The following is a 17,577-nucleotide window of genomic DNA, read 5'->3' as shown; positions in this document are numbered from 1 at the left end:
ATGCCTATGCGCAAAAGTATGAGGGGGCAGGGATGGATATCGTTTCGGCATTGCGGACCTTCCAACGCGTCGCAGAGACCGGTTCGTTCTCAGCGGCGGCGCATGATCTCGATGTGACGCAGCCGGCGGTTTCGCGGCAGGTTGCGTCCCTCGAAAGCCATTTCAACACCCGCCTCCTGCATCGTACGACGAGCGGCCTGTCGCTGACGGCGGAAGGGGAGCGCATGCTGCCGATGGCGCTCAGGATCCTTGAGGCGGTGGAGGAACTCGGCGATGCGGCCGGCTCTGAGGGCGCCATGGCGTCCGGAAAGGTCAGGCTCAGCGTTCCAGCGCCGCTTGGCCTCTATCTCAGCGAGCGGCTCGGCGATTTCTTAGCCGCCCATCCGAAACTCTCGGTCGAGCTTCTCTTCAGGGAGCAAAGCTCCGACATGATCGAGGAGCGCTTGGATCTCGAAGTGCGTCTCGGCCCGGTCGCCGACAGCAGCCTCGTCTGTCGGCGGATCGGCTGGACGACCGCCTTCCTCGTCGCGTCTCCCGCCTATCTCGCGCGCAAGGCCGCCCCGTGCACGCCCCGAGATATCAAGGACCATGAATGCCTGTGCTACAACAGGGCAGGCGAGGCCAATAGCTGGTCCTTCTCGAATGGCTCGGAAGACATATCGGTCAGGATTTCGCCGCGGCTGACCGCCTGCAATGCGGTGGCCATTCACCGGGCGGCCCTTGGCGGAGCGGGTCTTGCGGTGCTCTCGCACATCATCGCCGGGCCTGATATCGCCGCCGGCCGGCTGATCCCCGTGATGGAGAACTATCAGCCAAGCCGGCTGCCGGTCACCGTTGTCTATCCCTCGCGGCGCAACATGCCGCTACGCGTCAAGACGGTGCTGGATTTTCTCATCGGCGCCATGGCGCAGGACCCGTCCATGTGCGCGAGCGGCTGAGCCTGCGCCGGAAGGCCCGATTAAATTGCCTTCGCATTGAGGCGGATGGATTGGCCTATTGCCCGACTCGCGTATCGAGTGGAGAAGCAACTTGAGCCTTGTTGCGCATCGCAGTCAGCGAGGTCAGCAGCCTGTCGCGCTCATAGCCTCTGTACCAGTTGGCGCTGTCTCGGCGCACTTCGACGGTGTCGTGCACAAGCTCGGCGGCGAATTTGCCGTCTCGGTCGAGGGTGAAGATAAACGGAATGCCAGAACCGAGATGTTCGGCGGCATCCGTCAGGTTGAGCACATCCATGCCATTCGCATATTGCTGATCGATGTGAAGCACGACGAAATTGTCCGCCACATAGGCGTTAAGCCGTTCGGCGCTTTTTGAGATATCGGAAGGCGGACGTTCGTAAAGTGTTGCGGTATGGCTGGGTACAGGCTGGCTCGGGCTGCCAAAGCGATAGGTGAATTTATCCGTCTCGCCATGGATATAGGCGTCGAAGACGTGGCACCATATGCACCATTCAGCACCGAAGGAGACCAGCACGGTTTTGTGCTCCGCAGCTGCCTTCGCCACCGCCATTCGATAAATCTGGACCTGATCAGAACACTGATCATAAAGCGTGGCACGCCCATCCCGGCATGTTTCGCTCGTTTCCCTTGGAAAAATTTCGATGGGTTTTCGCGCGAAAGAGGCTTTAGCGGGAACCAACACAGCGGCAATCCCGATCGCGCCAACCAAGGCAGCGCACGCAAAGGCAGTTTTCTTGAGCGATATCATCTTATTCTACAGCACAACCGTGGGGAGACCTCTTTGCAGGATTTTGCAACGCTTGTCACTGGTGCTACCTTGGATGCAGTTAATGAAGTAGGTCATCCCTCCGTCAATCTGGTCGTGCCGCGTCAGTTTCCGCCTTGCCTAACAGCTGCGAATCCTGCCAAGTCGCCGGGCTATGCAATTTGCGCCGCAACAAGACGAAGCCCTCAAGGCTGTTTCGAAATGGCTGAATGAAGGGCGCTCGCCGCTCTTTCGCCTGTTCGGCTATGCCGGGACGGGCAAGACGACGCTTGCCAGGCATTTCGCCGAAAATGTCGACGGCGATGTACTGTTTGCCGCCTTCACCGGCAAGGCCGCGCAGGTGCTGCGCTCGCGCGGCGCCTCCAATGCCAGGACGATCCATTCGCTGATCTACCGGCCGCGCGGCGAGGAGGCGGTGGAGGACGAGGAAACCGGCAAGACCTCGATCGCGCCGATGTTTTCGATCAACCGGCAGAGCCCGGTCGCGAAAGCCGCACTGATCATCGTCGACGAATGCTCGATGGTGGACGAGGCGCTCGGCAAGGATCTAATGAGCTTCGGCACGCCGATTCTGGTGCTCGGCGATCCCGGCCAGCTGCCGCCGGTGTCGGGTGGCGGTTACTTCACCAATCAGGAACCGGATTACCTCCTCACCGATATTCACCGCCAGGCGCGCGACAATCCGATCATCAAGCTCGCCATGCAGGTGCGCGAGGGCAACGAGGTGATGTATGGCGATTACGGAACGGCGAAGGTTATTTCGAAGAGCGAGGTGACGCAGCAGCTGGTGCTCGATGCCGACCAGGTGCTCGTCGGCACCAACCGGACGCGGCGGCGCTACAACCAGCGCCTGCGGGAGTTGAAGGGTTTTAACGCCGATTATCCGCAGACCGGCGACAAGCTCGTCTGCCTGAGGAACGATCCGGCCAAGGGCCTGCTCAACGGCTCGCTGTGGCAGGTGATGACCTCGTCGAAGGAAACGACGAAACCCGGCATCAATCTGCTCGTCCGCCCCGAGGACGACGACATGGATCGCGGGGCGGCCAAGATCAAGCTTCTGAAACAGGCCTTCGAGGATGTCGAAGGCGAGATTCCCTGGAACACCCGCAAGCGCTACGACGAGTTCGACTACGGCTATGCGCTGACCGTTCACAAGGCGCAGGGCTCGCAATGGAACGACGTCGTGCTCTTCGACGAGAGCTGGGCCTTTCGCGATACGCGCGAACGCTGGCTCTATACCGCGATCACGCGCGCGGCCGAGACCCTGACAATCGTGCGCTGAACCCGGTTTTGGCGGGGAGGGGGACGGTGGCGGCCGTCGGGCTTGATGCGGGTCAGGCTTGCACGATGCCGAGCAGGACGGCCTTGGCGATGGCTTGGAAGCGGTTGTTGGCGCGGAACTTCAAAATGATTCCGGCTTCGAGATCCCTCGTCTCGTCGTGTTTCAGGTCGAGTGCCCGGGCGATGCGCTGGGTGGAGTAGCCTTCCGCCATCAGTTCCAGGCAACGCCTTTCCTGCGGCGTCAGACTGGAGTTATCCTGATTGTCGTTGAGCGGTTGCGTTTCGATGCCGCCATCGTAATCGAGAAGATCGCCGACCTGCTGGAGCTGGCGGTGCAGCGTCGACATCTCCGCCGTCAGCTCGCGCTTGCGCACCTGCAGGGCTTCGCGGAACATTGCCTCGGCCCCTTCCTGCGAATCGGCTTTGCGAAGCTCGTCCATCAATTCCTGGATCACGGCAATCGGCATGCCCGTCTCGCGGCAGACGGTGATGACAGCCATGCGCATGACGTCGTCCTGGCCGTAGACCCGCATCAGGCCGATGCGATTGGCCGAAATCAATCCCTTCTCTTCGTAGAAATGCAGCGTCCTGTGCGTAACGCCGAATGCGTTGGCCATATCGGCAATCGGTACCGGACCTTCCGGTAGATCCGGCGGCAGCGCGGCCGAAGGCAGGAACCGGTATTTCGACCGGGCCTCCGAAGCGAAACCGGCGGCAGCAAACAGGCGTTTGGAACCGTCTGGCATGAACCCTCCTAGGGCATCTTGTTGCACCTCATGCGGATTTGCCAGTTGCTTCCCGGGCGCGGCGAGTGGGGTTTCCTCTAGGCGGTCTTATCGATGGGAAAGAAGCAATACGCGGCTTACGTTTACGCGACACAATGTCCACGTTATGCGTGAACGATCTTTTTTATAAGTGCTAAAAATAATCTCTTTTAAATGGGATAGCAACGCGAGGGCATTTCGCGCGGGGTTTGCGTGCTGCTGTGCGGAAAAACATGCGCTGCGCTGCAATGGCTGGCGGTCGTCTCGAAAGGCGACGCGAAATACTGTTTGCGGTACGCACGCGGCCGCTGCCGGGCGGAAATGCTAGGGCTTTCATCAGCAAAAGGCATCGCATCCATCTGCGAATCTCGTTGGCCATCGCGCAACACTTGGCTTAAAAGCAGGGCCTCTCGTTTCGTGACCGATGGATGCCCGCCATGCCCGCCAAGCTCTCCGTGAACCTCAACGCCGTCGCCATGCTTCGCAACCGGCGCGACCTGCCGTGGCCGAGCGTCGAAGCCCTCGGCCGAATCGCCCTTGCCTCCGGCGCCAGCGGGCTGACGGTGCATCCGCGTCCCGACCAGCGCCACATCCGCTTTTCCGACCTGCCGGTCATCCGCAACCTGATCGACGACGAATTTCCCGCGGCCGAGTTCAACATCGAGGGTTATCCGACCGAGGAGTTCCTCGAACTCTGCGCCGGTGCTGCGCCCGAGCAGGTGACGCTGGTGCCCGACGATCCCGCGCAGGCGACCTCCGATCATGGCTGGGATTTTCGCAAGCACGAGGCGTTCCTCACCGATGTCGTCGCGCGGCTGAAGATGATGGGATGCCGGGTGTCGCTGTTTGCCGACGGCGACGGGGATGCGGAAGCGGTAAAGCTGGCGAAAGCGACGGGCGCCGACCGGATCGAACTCTATACCGGCCCTTATGGCGGCTGCTACGACGCGCCGGAACGAGCAGCGCCGATCCTTGAAGCGCTCGGCAAGACAGCGGATGCAGCGCTCGCCATCGGGCTAGCCGTCAATGCCGGTCACGATCTGACGGTCGCGAACCTGCCGGCATTGGTTAAGCGCATTCCAGCGCTTGCCGAAGTCTCGATCGGCCATGGGTTGACCGCCGATGCGCTGGAATATGGCATGGCCGAGACAGTGCGCCGGTTCTGCCGGGCTTGCGGGCAGGTGATTTGAGGAAGACGTTTCTCTCTGCTCTTGACGGTGGAGGGAGGCCCGGCGTTGGCCGTGAGGGATATAGCGCGTTTTGAGTCTCCTGCACCCAAGGACTTGGGCGCGCTGGATTCCTGTGACATCCCTTGGGCGAAGCCCTGAGGCGCACAGGAATGAGGGTGGAGAGGTCGTGCTTCCCCACAACCGCTGTGTCAATGGCGACGGGAATTCCGGCGAAGGCGCTCAATTTACCCTCCTCATTCCTGTGCGCCTCAGGGCTTCGCCCAAGGGATGTCACAGGAACCAGCCACGGCGCGTCCGCGCCGTGAATGACTCATCCCGCAGGCCAGAGGGGTGACGCCAGTCGCCACCCCAATCTTATCAGTGCCCGCCAGCTCCGGCCGTCGTCAACGCCGCCTTATGCGCCACGAAGAAATCCTTCAGCGGCTGCGGCTGTTTGCCGGTCAGCTTGGTGAAGTCGCCGGTGACGATGTCGAAATTGCCGGCGCGAATGTTGGCGTCGGCGGAGACCAGCATGTCGGCGATGAAGCCGGGGAGGCCGGCGCCGCGCATGCCCTGGCCGAGCTGTTCGTCATTGACGTCGACCACTTCGAGCGGCTTGCCTGATGCTTCGGAGATGATGGCGGAGATCTGCCGGTTGGCGAGCGACACCGCGCCGGTCAGCGTGTAGGTGGCGCTTTCCGCGGTGGCAGAGGCAAGGGCTGCGGCGATCGCGAGCGCGCAATCGTCGCGCGAGATGTTCGCGACCTTGCCGTTGCCGGTGGCGCTATACCATTTACCGCCCTGCAGGTTGTGCGGCATGCTGTGCATGTAATTGTCGTGATACCAGGCGTTGCGGAAGATTGTGTAGGCGATGCCGCTTGCCTTGATGGCGTTTTCGGTGCCGAGATGGTCGGGTGCGAAGGTGACGAGCGAATTGTCGGGCGCCGGCATCGAGGTGTAGGCAATGTGCTTGACGCCGGCCTTGACGGCAGCGGCGACGGCGGCCTTGTGCTGGGCGAGGCGCTTGCCGGGGGTGTCGAGCGCATCGGTGCTGATGATCAGCAGCCGGTCGATGCCGGCGAAGGCCTGTTCCAGGCCGGCCGCGTCATCGAAATCGGCCTTGCGGCTGAGAACGCCCTTGCTGGCGAGTTCGGCGAGCTTTTCCGGATTGCGGGTGGCAGCGACGATCGCGCCGGGGGCGACCTTATAGGTCTCGAGGAGATGGTGGATGACGCGCTGGCCGAGCTGTCCGGCAGCACCGGTGACCAGGATGGTTTCGCTCATGAAGTCGTTTCCTTCTGCGTTGGTCGTTGGTCTCAAAAAGAGACTAACTCTAGAATAGGAATTGACTTCACCGTGTAAAGGAGGCAGCTTTTCGGCTGTAAGTTACCAAAAAGGAACCAACAGATGAGCGGCGCAGTCCTCAGTCTGAAGAACAGGATGCCGGGGGCGCGGCGCGAGATCGATCTCGCCGGCCTCGATTTTTCCAATTGTCCGGTCCGAGACATGATGCAGCAGATCGGCGGCAAGTGGTCGACGCTGCTGCTCGAGGTGCTGGCGGCCGAGCCCCGCCGCTTCGGCGAACTCAGACGGATGCTTCCCGACATTTCGCAGCGCATGCTGACGCAGACGCTGCGCGATCTGCAGAGGGACGGTTATATCGCCCGCGAGGTCTTCCCGACCAAGCCGCCGAGCGTCGAATATTCGATGACCGATCTCGGCCGCTCGCTCTACCAGCCGCTGTCGCAGCTTTTGAACTGGGCCGAGGCAAATCATGATTTCGTCCGTGCCGCCCGGGCGCGTTTCGATGGTGCCGACAGTTAGACGTGCTTCCCGCGCCGTTCCGTGAGGAACAGCAGGAAGGCGAGCGCCGGGAAGGCGAAGCCGATCCAGGCGGTCATCGTCCAGCCGCCGGTCGCATAGGCCCAGCCGCCGAGCGCCGAGCCGAGCGCGCCGCCGGCGAAGAAGGTGGCCATGAAGAGGCCGTTCAGCCGGCTGCGATGTTCCGGGTTCAGGCCATAGATGGCGCGTTGGCCGCAGACGAGGTTGGTCGTCACCCCGAAATCGAGCATGATCGCCGCGACGGTCAGCAGGATCAGCGCGGTGAGCGAGCCGTCGGCGGCGAAATGGCTGATCAGGAAGGAGGCCATGCCGAGCAGCATGGCGATCGTCGAGGCGATCTTCGTCATGCCGCGATCGGCAAGCCGGCCGGCGATCGGCGAGGCGACGGCGCCGGCCGCCCCCGCAAGCGCGAAGAGGGCGATGCCGTTCTGTGTCAGGCCGAAGGCCGGGCTTGCAAGCAGCAGCGGCGTCGTCGTCCAGAACAGGCTGAAGGCGCCGAACATGCCGGCCTGGTAGAGGGCGCGGCGCTGCAGCACCCGCGAGGTCAGCGCCAGATGCGCCATGGAGGCAAGCAGTTCACCATAGCCGAGCTTCGTCTTCGGCACACGGACCGGCAGGTTGGCGCGCAGGACGACGGCAAGCACGAGCATCAGCGCCGCGGTGACGTAATAGACCATGTGCCAGGACGACGCCTCGGCGACGAAGCTTGCGAAGGGGCGGGCCAGCATGATGCCGCAGAGCAGGCCGCTCATGACATTGCCGACGACCTGGCCGCGCGTCGCATCCGGCGCCATGTTGGCGGCGAAAGGCACGAGCACCTGGACGGCGACCGAGGCAAGACCGATCGACAGCGAGGCGGTGAGGAACATGGCCGGCGTCGAAGACAGCGCGGCCCCGATCAGGGCGAGAGCGGAGACGGCAATCAGCAGCAGCACCAGACGGCGGTTTTCGGTGAGGTCGCCAAGCGGCACGATCAGCAGCAGGCCGAGGCCGTAGCCGATCTGCGTCAGCGTGACGATCAGCCCTATTGCGGCCGGCGTGAAGCCGAGATCGGCGCTGATCGGCCCGGCCAGCGGCTGTCCATAATAGAGATTGGCCGCCACCAGCCCGCAGGCGGCGGCGAAAAGAAAGGTGAGCCAGGGGGATAGCGCTCGTGGAATGGCATTATCCGGCGTAGTGGCTGAAATGCTCATCAGAAACTCCGGTATTGAAAGGATTAGTCGCAAATCGTCTTGCCGCCGGCCACCCGTTTCCTGCCGCGGCCCAAGGGTGCCAACTCCGGGGAGTGCGAGCACTCCCCGGAGTGGCGGGCACTCCGGGGGAATGTCATGTCACCAGTTTCATCGCGGCTTCGGCGGCGGCCGCCATTTCTTCGCCGCTGCGGCCCGTCTTGCCGATGACGCGCATGCCCTTGGTGAGGCAGAGCAGCGCCAGCGATGTGGCGGAAACATCGAGATCCCAAGAAATCGAGCCGTCGGACTGACCGAGGCGGATCAGGTCGGCCAAAAGCGTCTCGTCGGTCATGAAGGCGGTGGCGACGCGTTCGGCCGCCTCCTCGTCGAAGAGAGCGAGGTCGCCGGCGCTGCCGACGACGAGGCAGCCCTGCCTGCCGATTTCACCATGGGACGAGCCGGCAAAGAAGGTGATCAGCGCATGGAGCTTGTCGCGGCCGCGCTCGGCGCCGGCGAGCCTGGCGTCGAGCAGGCCGCGGCGCACGGCGCGATAACGGTCGAAGGCGGCGAGGAAGATTCCGCGCTTATCGCCGAACGCCTTGTAGACGCTGCCGGCGGCAAGCCCCATGGCTTCGGTAAGCTCGCTGATCGAGGCGGCGTGGTAGCCGCGTTCGGAAAAAACGCGCAGGGCGGCATCGAGTGCAGCCTCCGCGTCGAATTCCCGCGGGCGTCCGCGGCTTCGGGTCTTCTCGTGAAGGTGCGTTGCGTTCATGTCCAGCTAATTAGGAAATGATCGTTTCCAAATCAAGCGAAACTTTGCGACGCAGCAAATTCAGAGGGTGAGAACCCAGCTCTGGCCGTTGGCTTCCGGGCCGAACATGCGATGTCTCTCCTCGGAGACAAGCCGGAAGCCGGCCTTGATATAGATGGCGCGGGCGGTCTCCAGCATGTCGTTGGTCCAGAGCGAAAGCTCGCGGTAGCCCTTCTGCCTGCAGAAGCGGATGCATTCGTCGACCAGCAGCTTGCCGAGCCCGAGGCCGCGGGCCGATTTGTCGACATAGAGCAACCGCAGCTTGGCGATGCCATCGGCGCCATTGGTGACGAGGACCGAGCCGACATTGACGCCGCCGCGTTCGGCGATCCAGCAATATTCTTTCTCGGGATCGAAATTGGCGAGGAATTTGCCGGCGACCTCGGCGACCAGCGCCTCGAAACGCAGGTCCCAGCCATATTCCTCGGTGTAAAAGCGGCTCTGGCTATGAACGATCCAGCCGATATCGCCGGCGCGGTGGGCGCGGATGACGGCGGGGGCGGGCTTGGCGGCCGGGTCGAGCAGGGCGCGGATTCTGTTCATGGCGGAGACGACCGCCTGTGGCTCGCCGGTCGCAAGAGTGTCGAAACGGGCGGCGATCTGCGCATTGGCGCGCCGGCCGAGTTCCTCGAACTGCGCATGTCCCCGTTCGGTGACAGTGATGATCTGGCTCCGCAAATCGGCCGGATCGGGGTTGGTTTCGATCAGTCCCTCGGCGCGGAAACGCTTGAGGATGCGGCTGAGATAGGCCGGATCGAGATGCAGGTCGCGGGCAAGTGCGGTGGCGCTGACGCCCTCATGCGAGCCGATCTCGAAGAGAATGCGGGCATCCGTCAGCGTGTAGGGTGAGTCGAGATATGCCTTGTTCAGCAGGCCGAGGAAATTCGTATAGAAGCGGTTGAAATCGCGGGCGGTTTCGATGAGGGCGGTATCGGACATGGTGATCTCCAGAGGGAGACCTCGCCAGATTGTTGACAAGCCCGCTCCTCGCTCGCCGTCATCCTCGGCCTTGTGCCGAGGATCTGCTGCCCTATCGAACGGAGGCAGATGCTCGGGACGAGCCCGAGCATGACGGAAGGAGGGGTGGCCGACGTGCCAACAAACTGACAAAAGATCTCCGCATGAAGACATTTGTCATGCATTTAGTTGACTGAGTCAACTAAATTATAGATGCCTCACGCAGCCTCTTCCGCCTCCGCATCCTCCGTGCCAAGGGCGAAATCGACCGCCGCCCTTGCGTGGATTGCGGTGGTGTCGAAGCCCGGCAGCGGCAGGCGGTCGGGATCGAGGATCAGGCAGATCTCGGTGCAGCCGAGGATGATGCTGTCGGCGCCGTGCTCCACGGCGCGGTCGATGATATCGATCAGCTTCTCGCGCGAACTGTCGCGCACCTTGCCGGCGCAGAGTTCGTTGAAGATGATGTCGTGCACGGTGGTGCGGTCGGCGGCGTCGGGCACCATGATGTCGAGGCCAAGGCTTTTCATCCGCTCGGCGTAGAAGCCGTGCTCCATCGTGTAGCGGGTCGCAAGCAGCAGCGGCCGCTTGTGGCCGGCGGCATGCAGCGATTTCGCCGTCTCGTCGATGATATGGATCAGCGGTACGGAGATTTTTGCCGCGACCTTATCGGCGATCAGATGCATGGTGTTGGTGCAGATCAAGATGCAGCCGGCGCCGCCAGCCTGCAGGCGCTCGGCCACCTCGCCGAGACGGCGGGCCGCTCCAGCCCAGTCGCCGGCCTTCTGAAGCGCGACGATCTCCTCGAAATTGACCGAATGCAGAATGAGTTCGGCCGAGGCGAGGCCGCCGCGGCGCGCGCGCACCATCTCGTTGACCAGGCGGTAGTAAACCGCCGAACTTTCGAAACTCATGCCGCCGATCAGGCCGATCGTTTCCATCTCTTCGTGCTCCCATGCTTCGAGTTTCGAAAATGATGCCGCAATGGTCGCGCGGCGTGTTTGCATTGTTTGTCCTTTATGAGGAAAACGTGCTATTATTTTGCATCGATTGGCCGATTGGCGCAAATTGAGAGCGCAGGGTTCATTTCACACCATGCTTGATGATCGTGACAGACGCATTCTCGACATGCTGCAGAAAAATGCCGGCATATCCGTGACCGATCTCGCCGAGCGCGTGGCGCTGTCGGTCTCGGCCTGCTCGCGGCGCATTCAGCGGCTGGAAGAAAGCGGCCATATCGCTCGGCGCATCATCGTGCTGGACCGCGAACGCATGGGCGTGCCGACAACGGTCTTCGCCCTCGTCAAGACGGCCCACCATTCCGACGAATGGACGGAAGCCTTCCGTCGGATCATCAGCGACATCCCCGAGATCGTCGAGGCGCACCGGCTGACCGGAAACCACGATTACATCCTGAAGATCGTGCTGCCGCGCGTCGAGCATTACGACGTGATTTATAAGCAGATCGTGCGCAAGCTGGAACTCTTCGACGTTTCAGCGTCGATCTCGATGGAAGAATTGAAACATGGAATGGCGATACCCGTGGGCTACGCGCGGTAAGCCGGTATTTCGAGGGCTGCGATATTATGCGCAACAGCGATATTCATAGCTATGTCCTGCCAGGAGATAAACTGCTCTGGTCCGGGCGTCCCGCACAGCATAAGGCAAGTCTATAATATCCTGGAAAAAGCACGGCTCGATTGCCTGGCGAAGTGATAGCGCCAGCGTCACCGATGGCAATTATTTGCCCCGATACGGAACGATTTTCGACATATTGCGTTCACCTTTGGTTCAAGAGGGGGAAGATGTGTCCTCCTCCTGAGGAGTAGAGGAGGACAGTCATGAGAAAGCTAACTGTCGCCGCGTTATGCTTGATCATCGGTAGCTCCGGCGTCACCCCGGCCCAGGCATTTCCGGCTATCAATCCGCCCCGGATCGAAGCTCAGCAGCAGATAGAGCATGTGCGATGGCGCGGTCACCGCCATCATCGTCGTGGAGCGGATTTGGGCTGGGCTTTGGGTGGTCTAGCTGTCAGCACGATCATCGGCAGCGCATTGGCACAGCCTCGCTATGGCTCCTATTACGGTTCGCCCTACGGCTATTATGGCTCGCCGTACCGCTACTACGGTTCGCCATACCGCTATTATGGTCCGCCCTACCGTTATTATGGCCGCTATTATAGCCCGCCCTACCGCACCTATGCATCGCCTGCGTATTACGGAAGGGGAAACCACGAGGCCTGGTGCTATGCGCGCTATCGTTCGTACAGGGCTTACGACAATACCTTCCAGCCCTATTACGGACCCCGTCGCCAGTGCATCGGTCCCTATTGATCGGCAGGTTACGCGTCTGCGCCATGTCTATGTGAACCCAACCGCAACCCGGTCTGGGCAGTGATAATTCCGCGTGACTTCCGCTTCACAGGTTTCGCTCGGTCCAATTGGACGAGAAGCCAATAATCCTGCGTCGCCTCGACTGCCGGCGGCGCAGGGCAGGCATGCCGAAACGGTGGTTGCAACATTCGCTGCAAAAGCCACATTGGCCTTCAGCGAAATGGCGCAAAAGGGGCAGGTCATGAGCGATCATCAGGTCGTCGTTGTCGGTGGCGGTTTCGGCGGGCTGCAGCTGGTCAACGGGTTGAAGGGCGCAGGCGTGAAGATCACGCTCGTCGACCGGCGCAATCATCATCTCTTCCAGCCGCTGCTCTATCAGGTGGCGACGACCATTCTCTCCACTTCGGAGATCGCCTGGCCGATCCGCCGCCTCTATGCCGACCGGCCCGACGTGACGGTGCTGCTCGGCGAGGTCACCGGTGTCGATAGCGGCACCAAGACCGTGTCGTTACGCAACGGCATGACTCTCGGTTATGACACGCTGGTGTTGGCGACCGGGGCGACGCATGCCTATTTCGGCCGTGACGAATGGGAGCCGGTGGCGCCGGGTCTGAAGACGCTTGAGGATGCAACGACGATCCGCCGCCGCGTGCTGCTCGCTTTCGAGAAGGCGGAGATGGAGGCCGATCCCGCCGTGCGCGACGCGCTTCTGACCTTCACCATTGTCGGCGCCGGGCCGACCGGGGTCGAGCTCGCCGGGATCATCGCCGAGCTCGCGCATTTCACGCTGCCGAAGGAGTTCCGCAATATCGATACGCGCAAGACCCGTGTGGTGCTCGTCGAGGCCGGCCCGCGGGTGCTGCCGACCTTCGCCGAAGAGCTTTCGGCCTATGCGCAAAAGGCGCTGGAGAAACTGGGGGTCGAGGTGCTTCTCGGCAAGCCGGTCACCGAGTGCAGCGCCGACGGTGTCCGAATAGGCGAGACTTTCACGCCCAGCCGCACGATCGTCTGGGCGGCCGGCGTCACCGCCTCACCGGCGGCGCGGTGGCTCGATATTCCGGCCGACCGTGCAGGGCGCGCCATCGTCGAGAAGGATTTGAGCGCGCCGGGCCTGCCTGATGTCTTCATTATCGGTGATACGGCCTCTGTCATGCGAGAGGATGGCAAGCCCGTGCCTGGCATAGCGCCCGCCGCCAAGCAGCAGGGTGGCTATGTGGCAAAAGTCATCCGCGCCCGCCTGTCCGGCAAACCGGCGCCTGCGCCTTTCAAATATTGGCATCAGGGGAGCCTGGCAACGATCGGCCAGAGTGCGGCGATCATCGATTTCGGCCGGATCAAGCTCAAGGGCTGGATCGCCTGGTGGATCTGGGGCATCGCCCATATCTACTTCCTGATCGGCACCCGCTCGCGCTTTGCCGTCGCCTGGAACTGGCTGTGGATCTATCTGAGCGGCCAGCACAGCGCCCGGCTGATCACGCAGCGGGAGACGATGTGGGAGGAGGGGTAGGCTCAAGTTGGAAGACAGCGGGAGAGGGGTGCCACACGGCGTACCTCTCCTCCGTCATTCCTGTGCCTGTCACAGGAATCCAGCCACGGCGCGTCCGCGCCGTGAATGACTTCCATGAACGAAGGTCTTTCGCGCCCAGGACTTGGGCTTGCTGGAACCCTGTGACATCCCTTGGGCGAAGCCCTGAGGGCACAGGGATGAGGGCGGGGGATGCCTAATCTCTACCGGCGATATCGCGTGCCGCCCAGCCACCCGCCCTCGTGGTTCGAGACGGCCTATGGGCCTCCTTACCATGAGGGCTGATCGGTGTGCCCGGCGCGCACGCCAAACCTTGACACATCTCCCCACACGCCCTTAGCATCCCGCCCGCGTCTGCCCACCACCTGGGGCATCGTATCCAGCCGTAACAACGGACAGAGGTTCCAATGCGCCGAGTCACTTCTCACGAAAATCACATCCGAATTTCTGAGAAGATGGTGGTTCATGCGCACTATGAATCTGGGCATCCTCGCCCATGTGGATGCAGGCAAGACTAGCCTTACCGAAAGACTGCTTTTTAACGCCGGCGTCATCGACAAGCCAGGCAGCGTCGATAGCGGCGATACACAGACGGATACGCTCGAACTCGAACGGCAGCGCGGCATCACGATCCGGGCCGCGGTGGTGTCGTTTGCGATCGGCGGCAGGACCGTCAATCTGATCGATACGCCCGGCCATCCGGATTTCATTGCCGAAGTGGAACGGGTGCTGGGATTGCTGGATGCGGCGGTGGTCGTGGTTTCGGCGGTCGAAGGCGTGCAGGCGCAGACGCGCGTGCTGGTGCGGGCGCTGCGGCGGCTCGGCGTTCCCTTCGTCTTCTTCATCAACAAGGTCGATCGCCTTGGCGCCCGATATGGGGAGGTGATGGAGGCGCTTGCCATGCAGTTGGCCGTCCGGCCGATCCCCATGTCTTCGGTCATAAATGCCGGCAGCAAGCTTGCCGGGGTGGAGGCCCTGGACCCGGGAAACGAGCCACTTTTTTCGGCGCTCTGCGAGGCGCTCGGGGAAAACGACGAAGTGCTGCTCGATGATTATGTGCTCGCCCCCGAGCGCCTGACGGGGGAAAGGCTCGGCCGCGCTCTGGCCGATCAGGTGGCGCGCGGCCTTGTGCATCCCGTCTTCGCGGGCGCGGCTATGACCGGCGCCGGCGTGCCGGCGCTGGCCTCGGCCATCGCCGCGATCTTGCCCGAGCGGCGCCCCAACCCGGATGGGCCGGTCGCCGGCAGGATCTTCAAGATCGAGCGCGGCTGGGGCGGCGAGAAGCTGAGTTATGTGTATCTGACATCAGGCACGGTGCGGCTGCGGCAATATCTCGATCTGCCGAATGGCCCGGAGAGAGTGACCGCAATCCAGCTCTTTCAGGCCGGGCGCAGCCATGGCGCCGAGAGCTTTGCCGCCGGACAGATCGCGCGCGTCAGCGGGCTTGCCGGCGCCCGGATCGGCGATGTGGTGGGCGGCGATCGGGGTGCGGCCGGAAGGGCTCACTTCGCGCCGCCGACGCTCGAAACCCGCGTGCTTGCCCGGCGGCCTTCGGAGAGGGCGGCGCTGTGGCTGGCGTTAAGCCAGATGGCCGAACAGGATCCGCTGATCAACCTGCACCGGAACGAAGATGCCGACGAGGTCTTCGTATCGCTCTACGGCGAGGTGCAGAAGGAGGTTATCCAATCGACCCTTCTGGCGGATTTCGGCCTCGAGGCGAGCTTCGAGGAAAGCACGGTCATCCTGGCCGAGAGGCCGGCGGCAACGGGAAGCGGCCTGCAGATCCTCTTCAAGGAGCCCAATCCGTTTCTTGCCACCGTCGGCCTGCGGGTCGAGCCGCGTCCCGCCGGGGCGGGCAACAGCTTTGCGCTCGAAGTGGATGTCGGCCAGATGCCCGTCGCTTTTTACCGGGCGGTCGAGGAAACCGTGTTCGAAACGCTGAAGCAGGGCATTTTCGGCTGGCAGGTCATCGATTGCCATGTGGCGATGACGGCGGCGCGCCATAGCTCGCCGGCCAGCACTGCCGCCGACTTCCGGCAGCTGACGCCCTGGGTTCTGGCAACGGCGCTCTCGGCCGCGCAAACCGTGCTCTGCGAACCGGTCGACCGCTTTCATCTCGAAACGCCGGCCGAGAGCCTGGGCGGCGTGCTGACCCTGCTGGCGAAATCCGCCGCGATGACGACGGATTCGGTGATTGCCGATGGGGTGGCGCATCTGGAAGGCACTCTGGCGTCTCAGATGGTTCAAAGCGTCCAGCAGCAATTGCCGGGGCTGACGAGCGGGGCAGCGACGATGGAGACGGCTTTCGATCACTATGCCCCGCTATCAGGGCCGCCGCGCCTGCGTCCGCGTTCGGGGCCTGATCCGTTCAACCCGGTGGAATATCTGCTGCGGTTGCGGGGAGGTGGGGAGCGCGTGTCGCGAGACGGTTGAAGCGGTTCTCGCACTCATGCAGGGTCATTCACCGCGCCGACGCGCGGTGGCTGGATTCCGGTGACGAGCACAGGAATGAGGGAGGGTGGGGCGGGCGCTCCCATCAAATCTGTCCTCGCGACAAGGTGTTGGATGGGCCGATGTAGTGGCGCGGAGGGGCTGATCCGCTGTCGGGGCACCACTTCTCCTCCCCTCATTCCTGTGCTCGTCACAGGAATCCAGCCACGGCGCGTCCGCGCCGTGAATGACTCTTAAGCTTCCTGTACAGAGAGAGCCTCGTGCTTCAAGGCTCCGCCTTGCGGGCTGCGCACCCCAGCATGAGGAAGCTTGGGTGTGCCACCAATAAAAAAACGGCTCCCGAAGGAGCCGCTCTTGTTCCTCAAGCCGCCAGCGAGGCGATGTCGATGACGAAGCGGTAGCGGACGTCGCTCTTCAGGACGCGTTCATAGGCTTCGTTGACTTGCTGGATGTTGATCTTCTCGATCTCGGAGACGATGTTGTGCTTGCCGCAGAAATCCAGCATTTCCTGGGTTTCCTTGATCGAGCCGATCATCGAGCCGGAGATGCTCTTGCGGCCGGGGATGATCGCGAAGGCGTGCACCGGGATTGGATTCTCGGGCGCGCCGACCACCACGAAGGATCCGTCGACCTTCAGCAGGCCGAGATAGGCGTTCCAGTCGATCTCGGCGCTGACGGTGCAGATGATCAGATCGAAGGTGCCGGCGAGCTTCGTGAAGGTCTCCGGATCGTTGGTGGCGTAATATTCCTTGGCGCCGAGCTTCAGGCCGTCTTCCTTCTTGGAAAGGCTTTGGGAGAGAACCGTGATGTCGGCGCCCATCGCCGAACCCAGCTTGACGCCCATGTGGCCGAGGCCGCCCATGCCGACGATCGCGACCTTCTTCCCGGGGCCGGCATTCCAGTGGCGCAGCGGCGAATAGAGCGTGATGCCGGCGCAGAGCAGCGGTGCGGAAGCATCGAGCGGCAGGTTGTCAGGGATGGACATGACGTAGCCTTCCCTGACGACGATCGAGTCGGAATAGCCGCCCTGCGTCCTCGTCTTGCCGTCGGCTTCGAAGTCATTATAGGTGCCGCTGAGACCCGGCATATACTGCTCGCGGTCGAGGTCGCGCTCGGCGCAGCCGACGCAGGAATCGACGAAGCAGCCGACGCCGACACGGTCGCCGACCTTGAACTTGGTGACGGCGGAACCGACGGCCGAAACGATGCCGGCGATCTCATGGCCCGGCACGATCGGATAGACGGCGTTCTTCCACTCGTTGCGCACGGTGTGGATATCAGAATGGCAGATGCCGGCAAACTTGATGTCGATGACGACGTCGTCGGCGTTCGGCTCGCGGCGTTCGAAGGTAAAAGGGGTCAGCGGCTTGGAAGCGTCGGTGGCGGCATAGCCTCTTGCAATAGGCATGGAACCTTCCTTTTTCGATTTTTGAGGTGGGGGTTGAGCGGTATGACGCACTATTGCCCCGAACGCGGCGAGGGAGGTAGAGTAATCCTCCAAGCTTCTTGCACGATCCTGCAAAAATGAGCGGACGGCCCGTTTTCGAAAT

At 62.5% G+C, this 17,577-nt stretch carries 16 protein-coding genes; 8 read left to right on the top strand and 8 right to left on the bottom strand.

The window, feature by feature from the left end; translation table 11 throughout:
* Positions 1 to 32 precede the first annotated feature (32 nt).
* The gene (locus CO655_RS24105; protein WP_097667110.1) at positions 33 to 938 is read left to right on the top strand and encodes a LysR family transcriptional regulator; all 906 of its coding nucleotides are present in this window, start codon (positions 33 to 35) and stop codon (positions 936 to 938) included.
* A gap of 55 nt (positions 939 to 993) precedes the next feature.
* Here CO655_RS24105 and CO655_RS24100 read toward each other — a convergent pair whose 3' ends face one another.
* A complete protein-coding gene (locus CO655_RS24100; protein ID WP_141514352.1) occupies positions 994 to 1,707 on the bottom strand; it encodes a thioredoxin family protein in 714 nt (237 codons plus the stop codon).
* 172 nt (positions 1,708 to 1,879) lie between these two features.
* On the opposite strand from CO655_RS24100, the gene CO655_RS24090 reads away from it, so the two are divergent.
* Positions 1,880 to 3,007: an ATP-dependent RecD-like DNA helicase gene (locus tag CO655_RS24090; protein ID WP_097578864.1), complete on the top strand. Its 1,128-nt coding sequence runs from the start codon at positions 1,880 to 1,882 to the stop codon at positions 3,005 to 3,007.
* Between the two features lie 52 nt (positions 3,008 to 3,059).
* On the opposite strand, the gene CO655_RS24085 is transcribed toward CO655_RS24090, so the two are convergent.
* Positions 3,060 to 3,752, bottom strand: coding sequence for a MerR family transcriptional regulator (locus tag CO655_RS24085; protein WP_097605031.1), 693 nt, complete (start codon positions 3,750 to 3,752; stop codon positions 3,060 to 3,062).
* Between the two features lie 455 nt (positions 3,753 to 4,207).
* Between CO655_RS24085 and CO655_RS24080 the strand changes: the two genes are divergently transcribed.
* Positions 4,208 to 4,960: a pyridoxine 5'-phosphate synthase gene (locus CO655_RS24080; protein ID WP_097667106.1), complete on the top strand. Its 753-nt coding sequence runs from the start codon at positions 4,208 to 4,210 to the stop codon at positions 4,958 to 4,960.
* A 357-nt stretch (positions 4,961 to 5,317) separates the two neighbouring features.
* On the opposite strand, the gene CO655_RS24075 is transcribed toward CO655_RS24080, so the two are convergent.
* Positions 5,318 to 6,223, bottom strand: coding sequence for an SDR family oxidoreductase (locus tag CO655_RS24075; RefSeq protein ID WP_097667104.1), 906 nt, complete (start codon positions 6,221 to 6,223; stop codon positions 5,318 to 5,320).
* A 123-nt stretch (positions 6,224 to 6,346) separates the two neighbouring features.
* Between CO655_RS24075 and CO655_RS24070 the strand changes: the two genes are divergently transcribed.
* Positions 6,347 to 6,763: a helix-turn-helix domain-containing protein gene (locus tag CO655_RS24070; RefSeq protein ID WP_097605034.1), complete on the top strand. Its 417-nt coding sequence runs from the start codon at positions 6,347 to 6,349 to the stop codon at positions 6,761 to 6,763.
* On the opposite strand, the gene CO655_RS24065 is transcribed toward CO655_RS24070, so the two are convergent.
* The 4 genes from CO655_RS24065 to CO655_RS24050 form a co-directional block, all read right to left on the bottom strand.
* Complete coding sequence (locus tag CO655_RS24065) at positions 6,760 to 7,974, bottom strand: MFS transporter (protein ID WP_097667102.1); 1,215 nt, start codon at positions 7,972 to 7,974, stop codon at positions 6,760 to 6,762. The two genes, CO655_RS24070 and CO655_RS24065, sit on opposite strands and share 4 nt — an antisense overlap.
* 133 nt (positions 7,975 to 8,107) lie before the next feature.
* Entirely contained in the window at positions 8,108 to 8,725 is a 618-nt protein-coding gene (locus tag CO655_RS24060) for a TetR/AcrR family transcriptional regulator (RefSeq protein ID WP_097605036.1), read from the bottom strand.
* Between the two features lie 60 nt (positions 8,726 to 8,785).
* Positions 8,786 to 9,703 (bottom strand): helix-turn-helix domain-containing GNAT family N-acetyltransferase, encoded by a 918-nt coding sequence (locus tag CO655_RS24055; RefSeq protein ID WP_097667100.1) that lies wholly within the window; start codon positions 9,701 to 9,703, stop codon positions 8,786 to 8,788.
* Between the two features lie 236 nt (positions 9,704 to 9,939).
* A complete protein-coding gene (locus CO655_RS24050; protein WP_097605038.1) occupies positions 9,940 to 10,659 on the bottom strand; it encodes an aspartate/glutamate racemase family protein in 720 nt (239 codons plus the stop codon).
* A 154-nt stretch (positions 10,660 to 10,813) separates the two neighbouring features.
* Between CO655_RS24050 and CO655_RS24045 the strand changes: the two genes are divergently transcribed.
* From CO655_RS24045 to CO655_RS24025, 4 genes are all read left to right on the top strand, one after another.
* On the top strand, positions 10,814 to 11,278 hold the full coding sequence (locus CO655_RS24045) for an Lrp/AsnC family transcriptional regulator (protein ID WP_097579000.1): 465 nt from the start codon (positions 10,814 to 10,816) through the stop codon (positions 11,276 to 11,278).
* A 281-nt stretch (positions 11,279 to 11,559) separates the two neighbouring features.
* Positions 11,560 to 12,051: a BA14K family protein gene (locus tag CO655_RS24040; protein ID WP_097667098.1), complete on the top strand. Its 492-nt coding sequence runs from the start codon at positions 11,560 to 11,562 to the stop codon at positions 12,049 to 12,051.
* Between the two features lie 241 nt (positions 12,052 to 12,292).
* Positions 12,293 to 13,558: an NAD(P)/FAD-dependent oxidoreductase gene (locus CO655_RS24035; RefSeq protein WP_097667145.1), complete on the top strand. Its 1,266-nt coding sequence runs from the start codon at positions 12,293 to 12,295 to the stop codon at positions 13,556 to 13,558.
* Between the two features lie 483 nt (positions 13,559 to 14,041).
* Positions 14,042 to 16,009, top strand: a complete 1,968-nt coding sequence (locus tag CO655_RS24025; protein ID WP_097667096.1) for a TetM/TetW/TetO/TetS family tetracycline resistance ribosomal protection protein — start codon at positions 14,042 to 14,044, stop codon at positions 16,007 to 16,009.
* Positions 16,010 to 16,388: 379 nt separating this feature from the next.
* Here the strand turns inward: CO655_RS24025 and CO655_RS24020 are convergent, their stop codons facing one another.
* Positions 16,389 to 17,435 (bottom strand): NAD(P)-dependent alcohol dehydrogenase, encoded by a 1,047-nt coding sequence (locus CO655_RS24020; protein WP_010030788.1) that lies wholly within the window; start codon positions 17,433 to 17,435, stop codon positions 16,389 to 16,391.
* Between the last annotated feature and the right edge of the window lie 142 nt (positions 17,436 to 17,577).

The organism is Rhizobium sp. M1 (assembly GCF_002531805.1).
Classification (GTDB): domain Bacteria; phylum Pseudomonadota; class Alphaproteobacteria; order Rhizobiales; family Rhizobiaceae; genus Rhizobium; species Rhizobium etli_C.
This window is presented reverse-complemented; position numbering and strand designations above follow the sequence as displayed.

What these genes read in the sequence shown, in the direction of transcription:
- CO655_RS24100 (WP_141514352.1), bottom strand. Translation starts at nt 1,707, where the DNA reads ATGATATCGCTCAAGAAAACTGCCTTTGCGTGCGCTGCCTTGGTTGGC.
- CO655_RS24090 (WP_097578864.1), top strand. Translation starts at nt 1,880, where the DNA reads ATGCAATTTGCGCCGCAACAAGACGAAGCCCTCAAGGCTGTTTCGAAA.
- CO655_RS24040 (WP_097667098.1), top strand. Translation starts at nt 11,560, where the DNA reads ATGAGAAAGCTAACTGTCGCCGCGTTATGCTTGATCATCGGTAGCTCC.
- CO655_RS24065 (WP_097667102.1), bottom strand. Translation starts at nt 7,974, where the DNA reads ATGAGCATTTCAGCCACTACGCCGGATAATGCCATTCCACGAGCGCTA.
- CO655_RS24060 (WP_097605036.1), bottom strand. Translation starts at nt 8,725, where the DNA reads ATGAACGCAACGCACCTTCACGAGAAGACCCGAAGCCGCGGACGCCCG.
- CO655_RS24055 (WP_097667100.1), bottom strand. Translation starts at nt 9,703, where the DNA reads ATGTCCGATACCGCCCTCATCGAAACCGCCCGCGATTTCAACCGCTTC.
- CO655_RS24035 (WP_097667145.1), top strand. Translation starts at nt 12,293, where the DNA reads ATGAGCGATCATCAGGTCGTCGTTGTCGGTGGCGGTTTCGGCGGGCTG.
- CO655_RS24085 (WP_097605031.1), bottom strand. Translation starts at nt 3,752, where the DNA reads ATGCCAGACGGTTCCAAACGCCTGTTTGCTGCCGCCGGTTTCGCTTCG.
- CO655_RS24045 (WP_097579000.1), top strand. Translation starts at nt 10,814, where the DNA reads ATGCTTGATGATCGTGACAGACGCATTCTCGACATGCTGCAGAAAAAT.
- CO655_RS24025 (WP_097667096.1), top strand. Translation starts at nt 14,042, where the DNA reads ATGCGCACTATGAATCTGGGCATCCTCGCCCATGTGGATGCAGGCAAG.
- CO655_RS24075 (WP_097667104.1), bottom strand. Translation starts at nt 6,223, where the DNA reads ATGAGCGAAACCATCCTGGTCACCGGTGCTGCCGGACAGCTCGGCCAG.
- CO655_RS24020 (WP_010030788.1), bottom strand. Translation starts at nt 17,435, where the DNA reads ATGCCTATTGCAAGAGGCTATGCCGCCACCGACGCTTCCAAGCCGCTG.
- CO655_RS24080 (WP_097667106.1), top strand. Translation starts at nt 4,208, where the DNA reads ATGCCCGCCAAGCTCTCCGTGAACCTCAACGCCGTCGCCATGCTTCGC.
- CO655_RS24070 (WP_097605034.1), top strand. Translation starts at nt 6,347, where the DNA reads ATGAGCGGCGCAGTCCTCAGTCTGAAGAACAGGATGCCGGGGGCGCGG.
- CO655_RS24050 (WP_097605038.1), bottom strand. Translation starts at nt 10,659, where the DNA reads ATGGAAACGATCGGCCTGATCGGCGGCATGAGTTTCGAAAGTTCGGCG.
- CO655_RS24105 (WP_097667110.1), top strand. Translation starts at nt 33, where the DNA reads ATGGATATCGTTTCGGCATTGCGGACCTTCCAACGCGTCGCAGAGACC.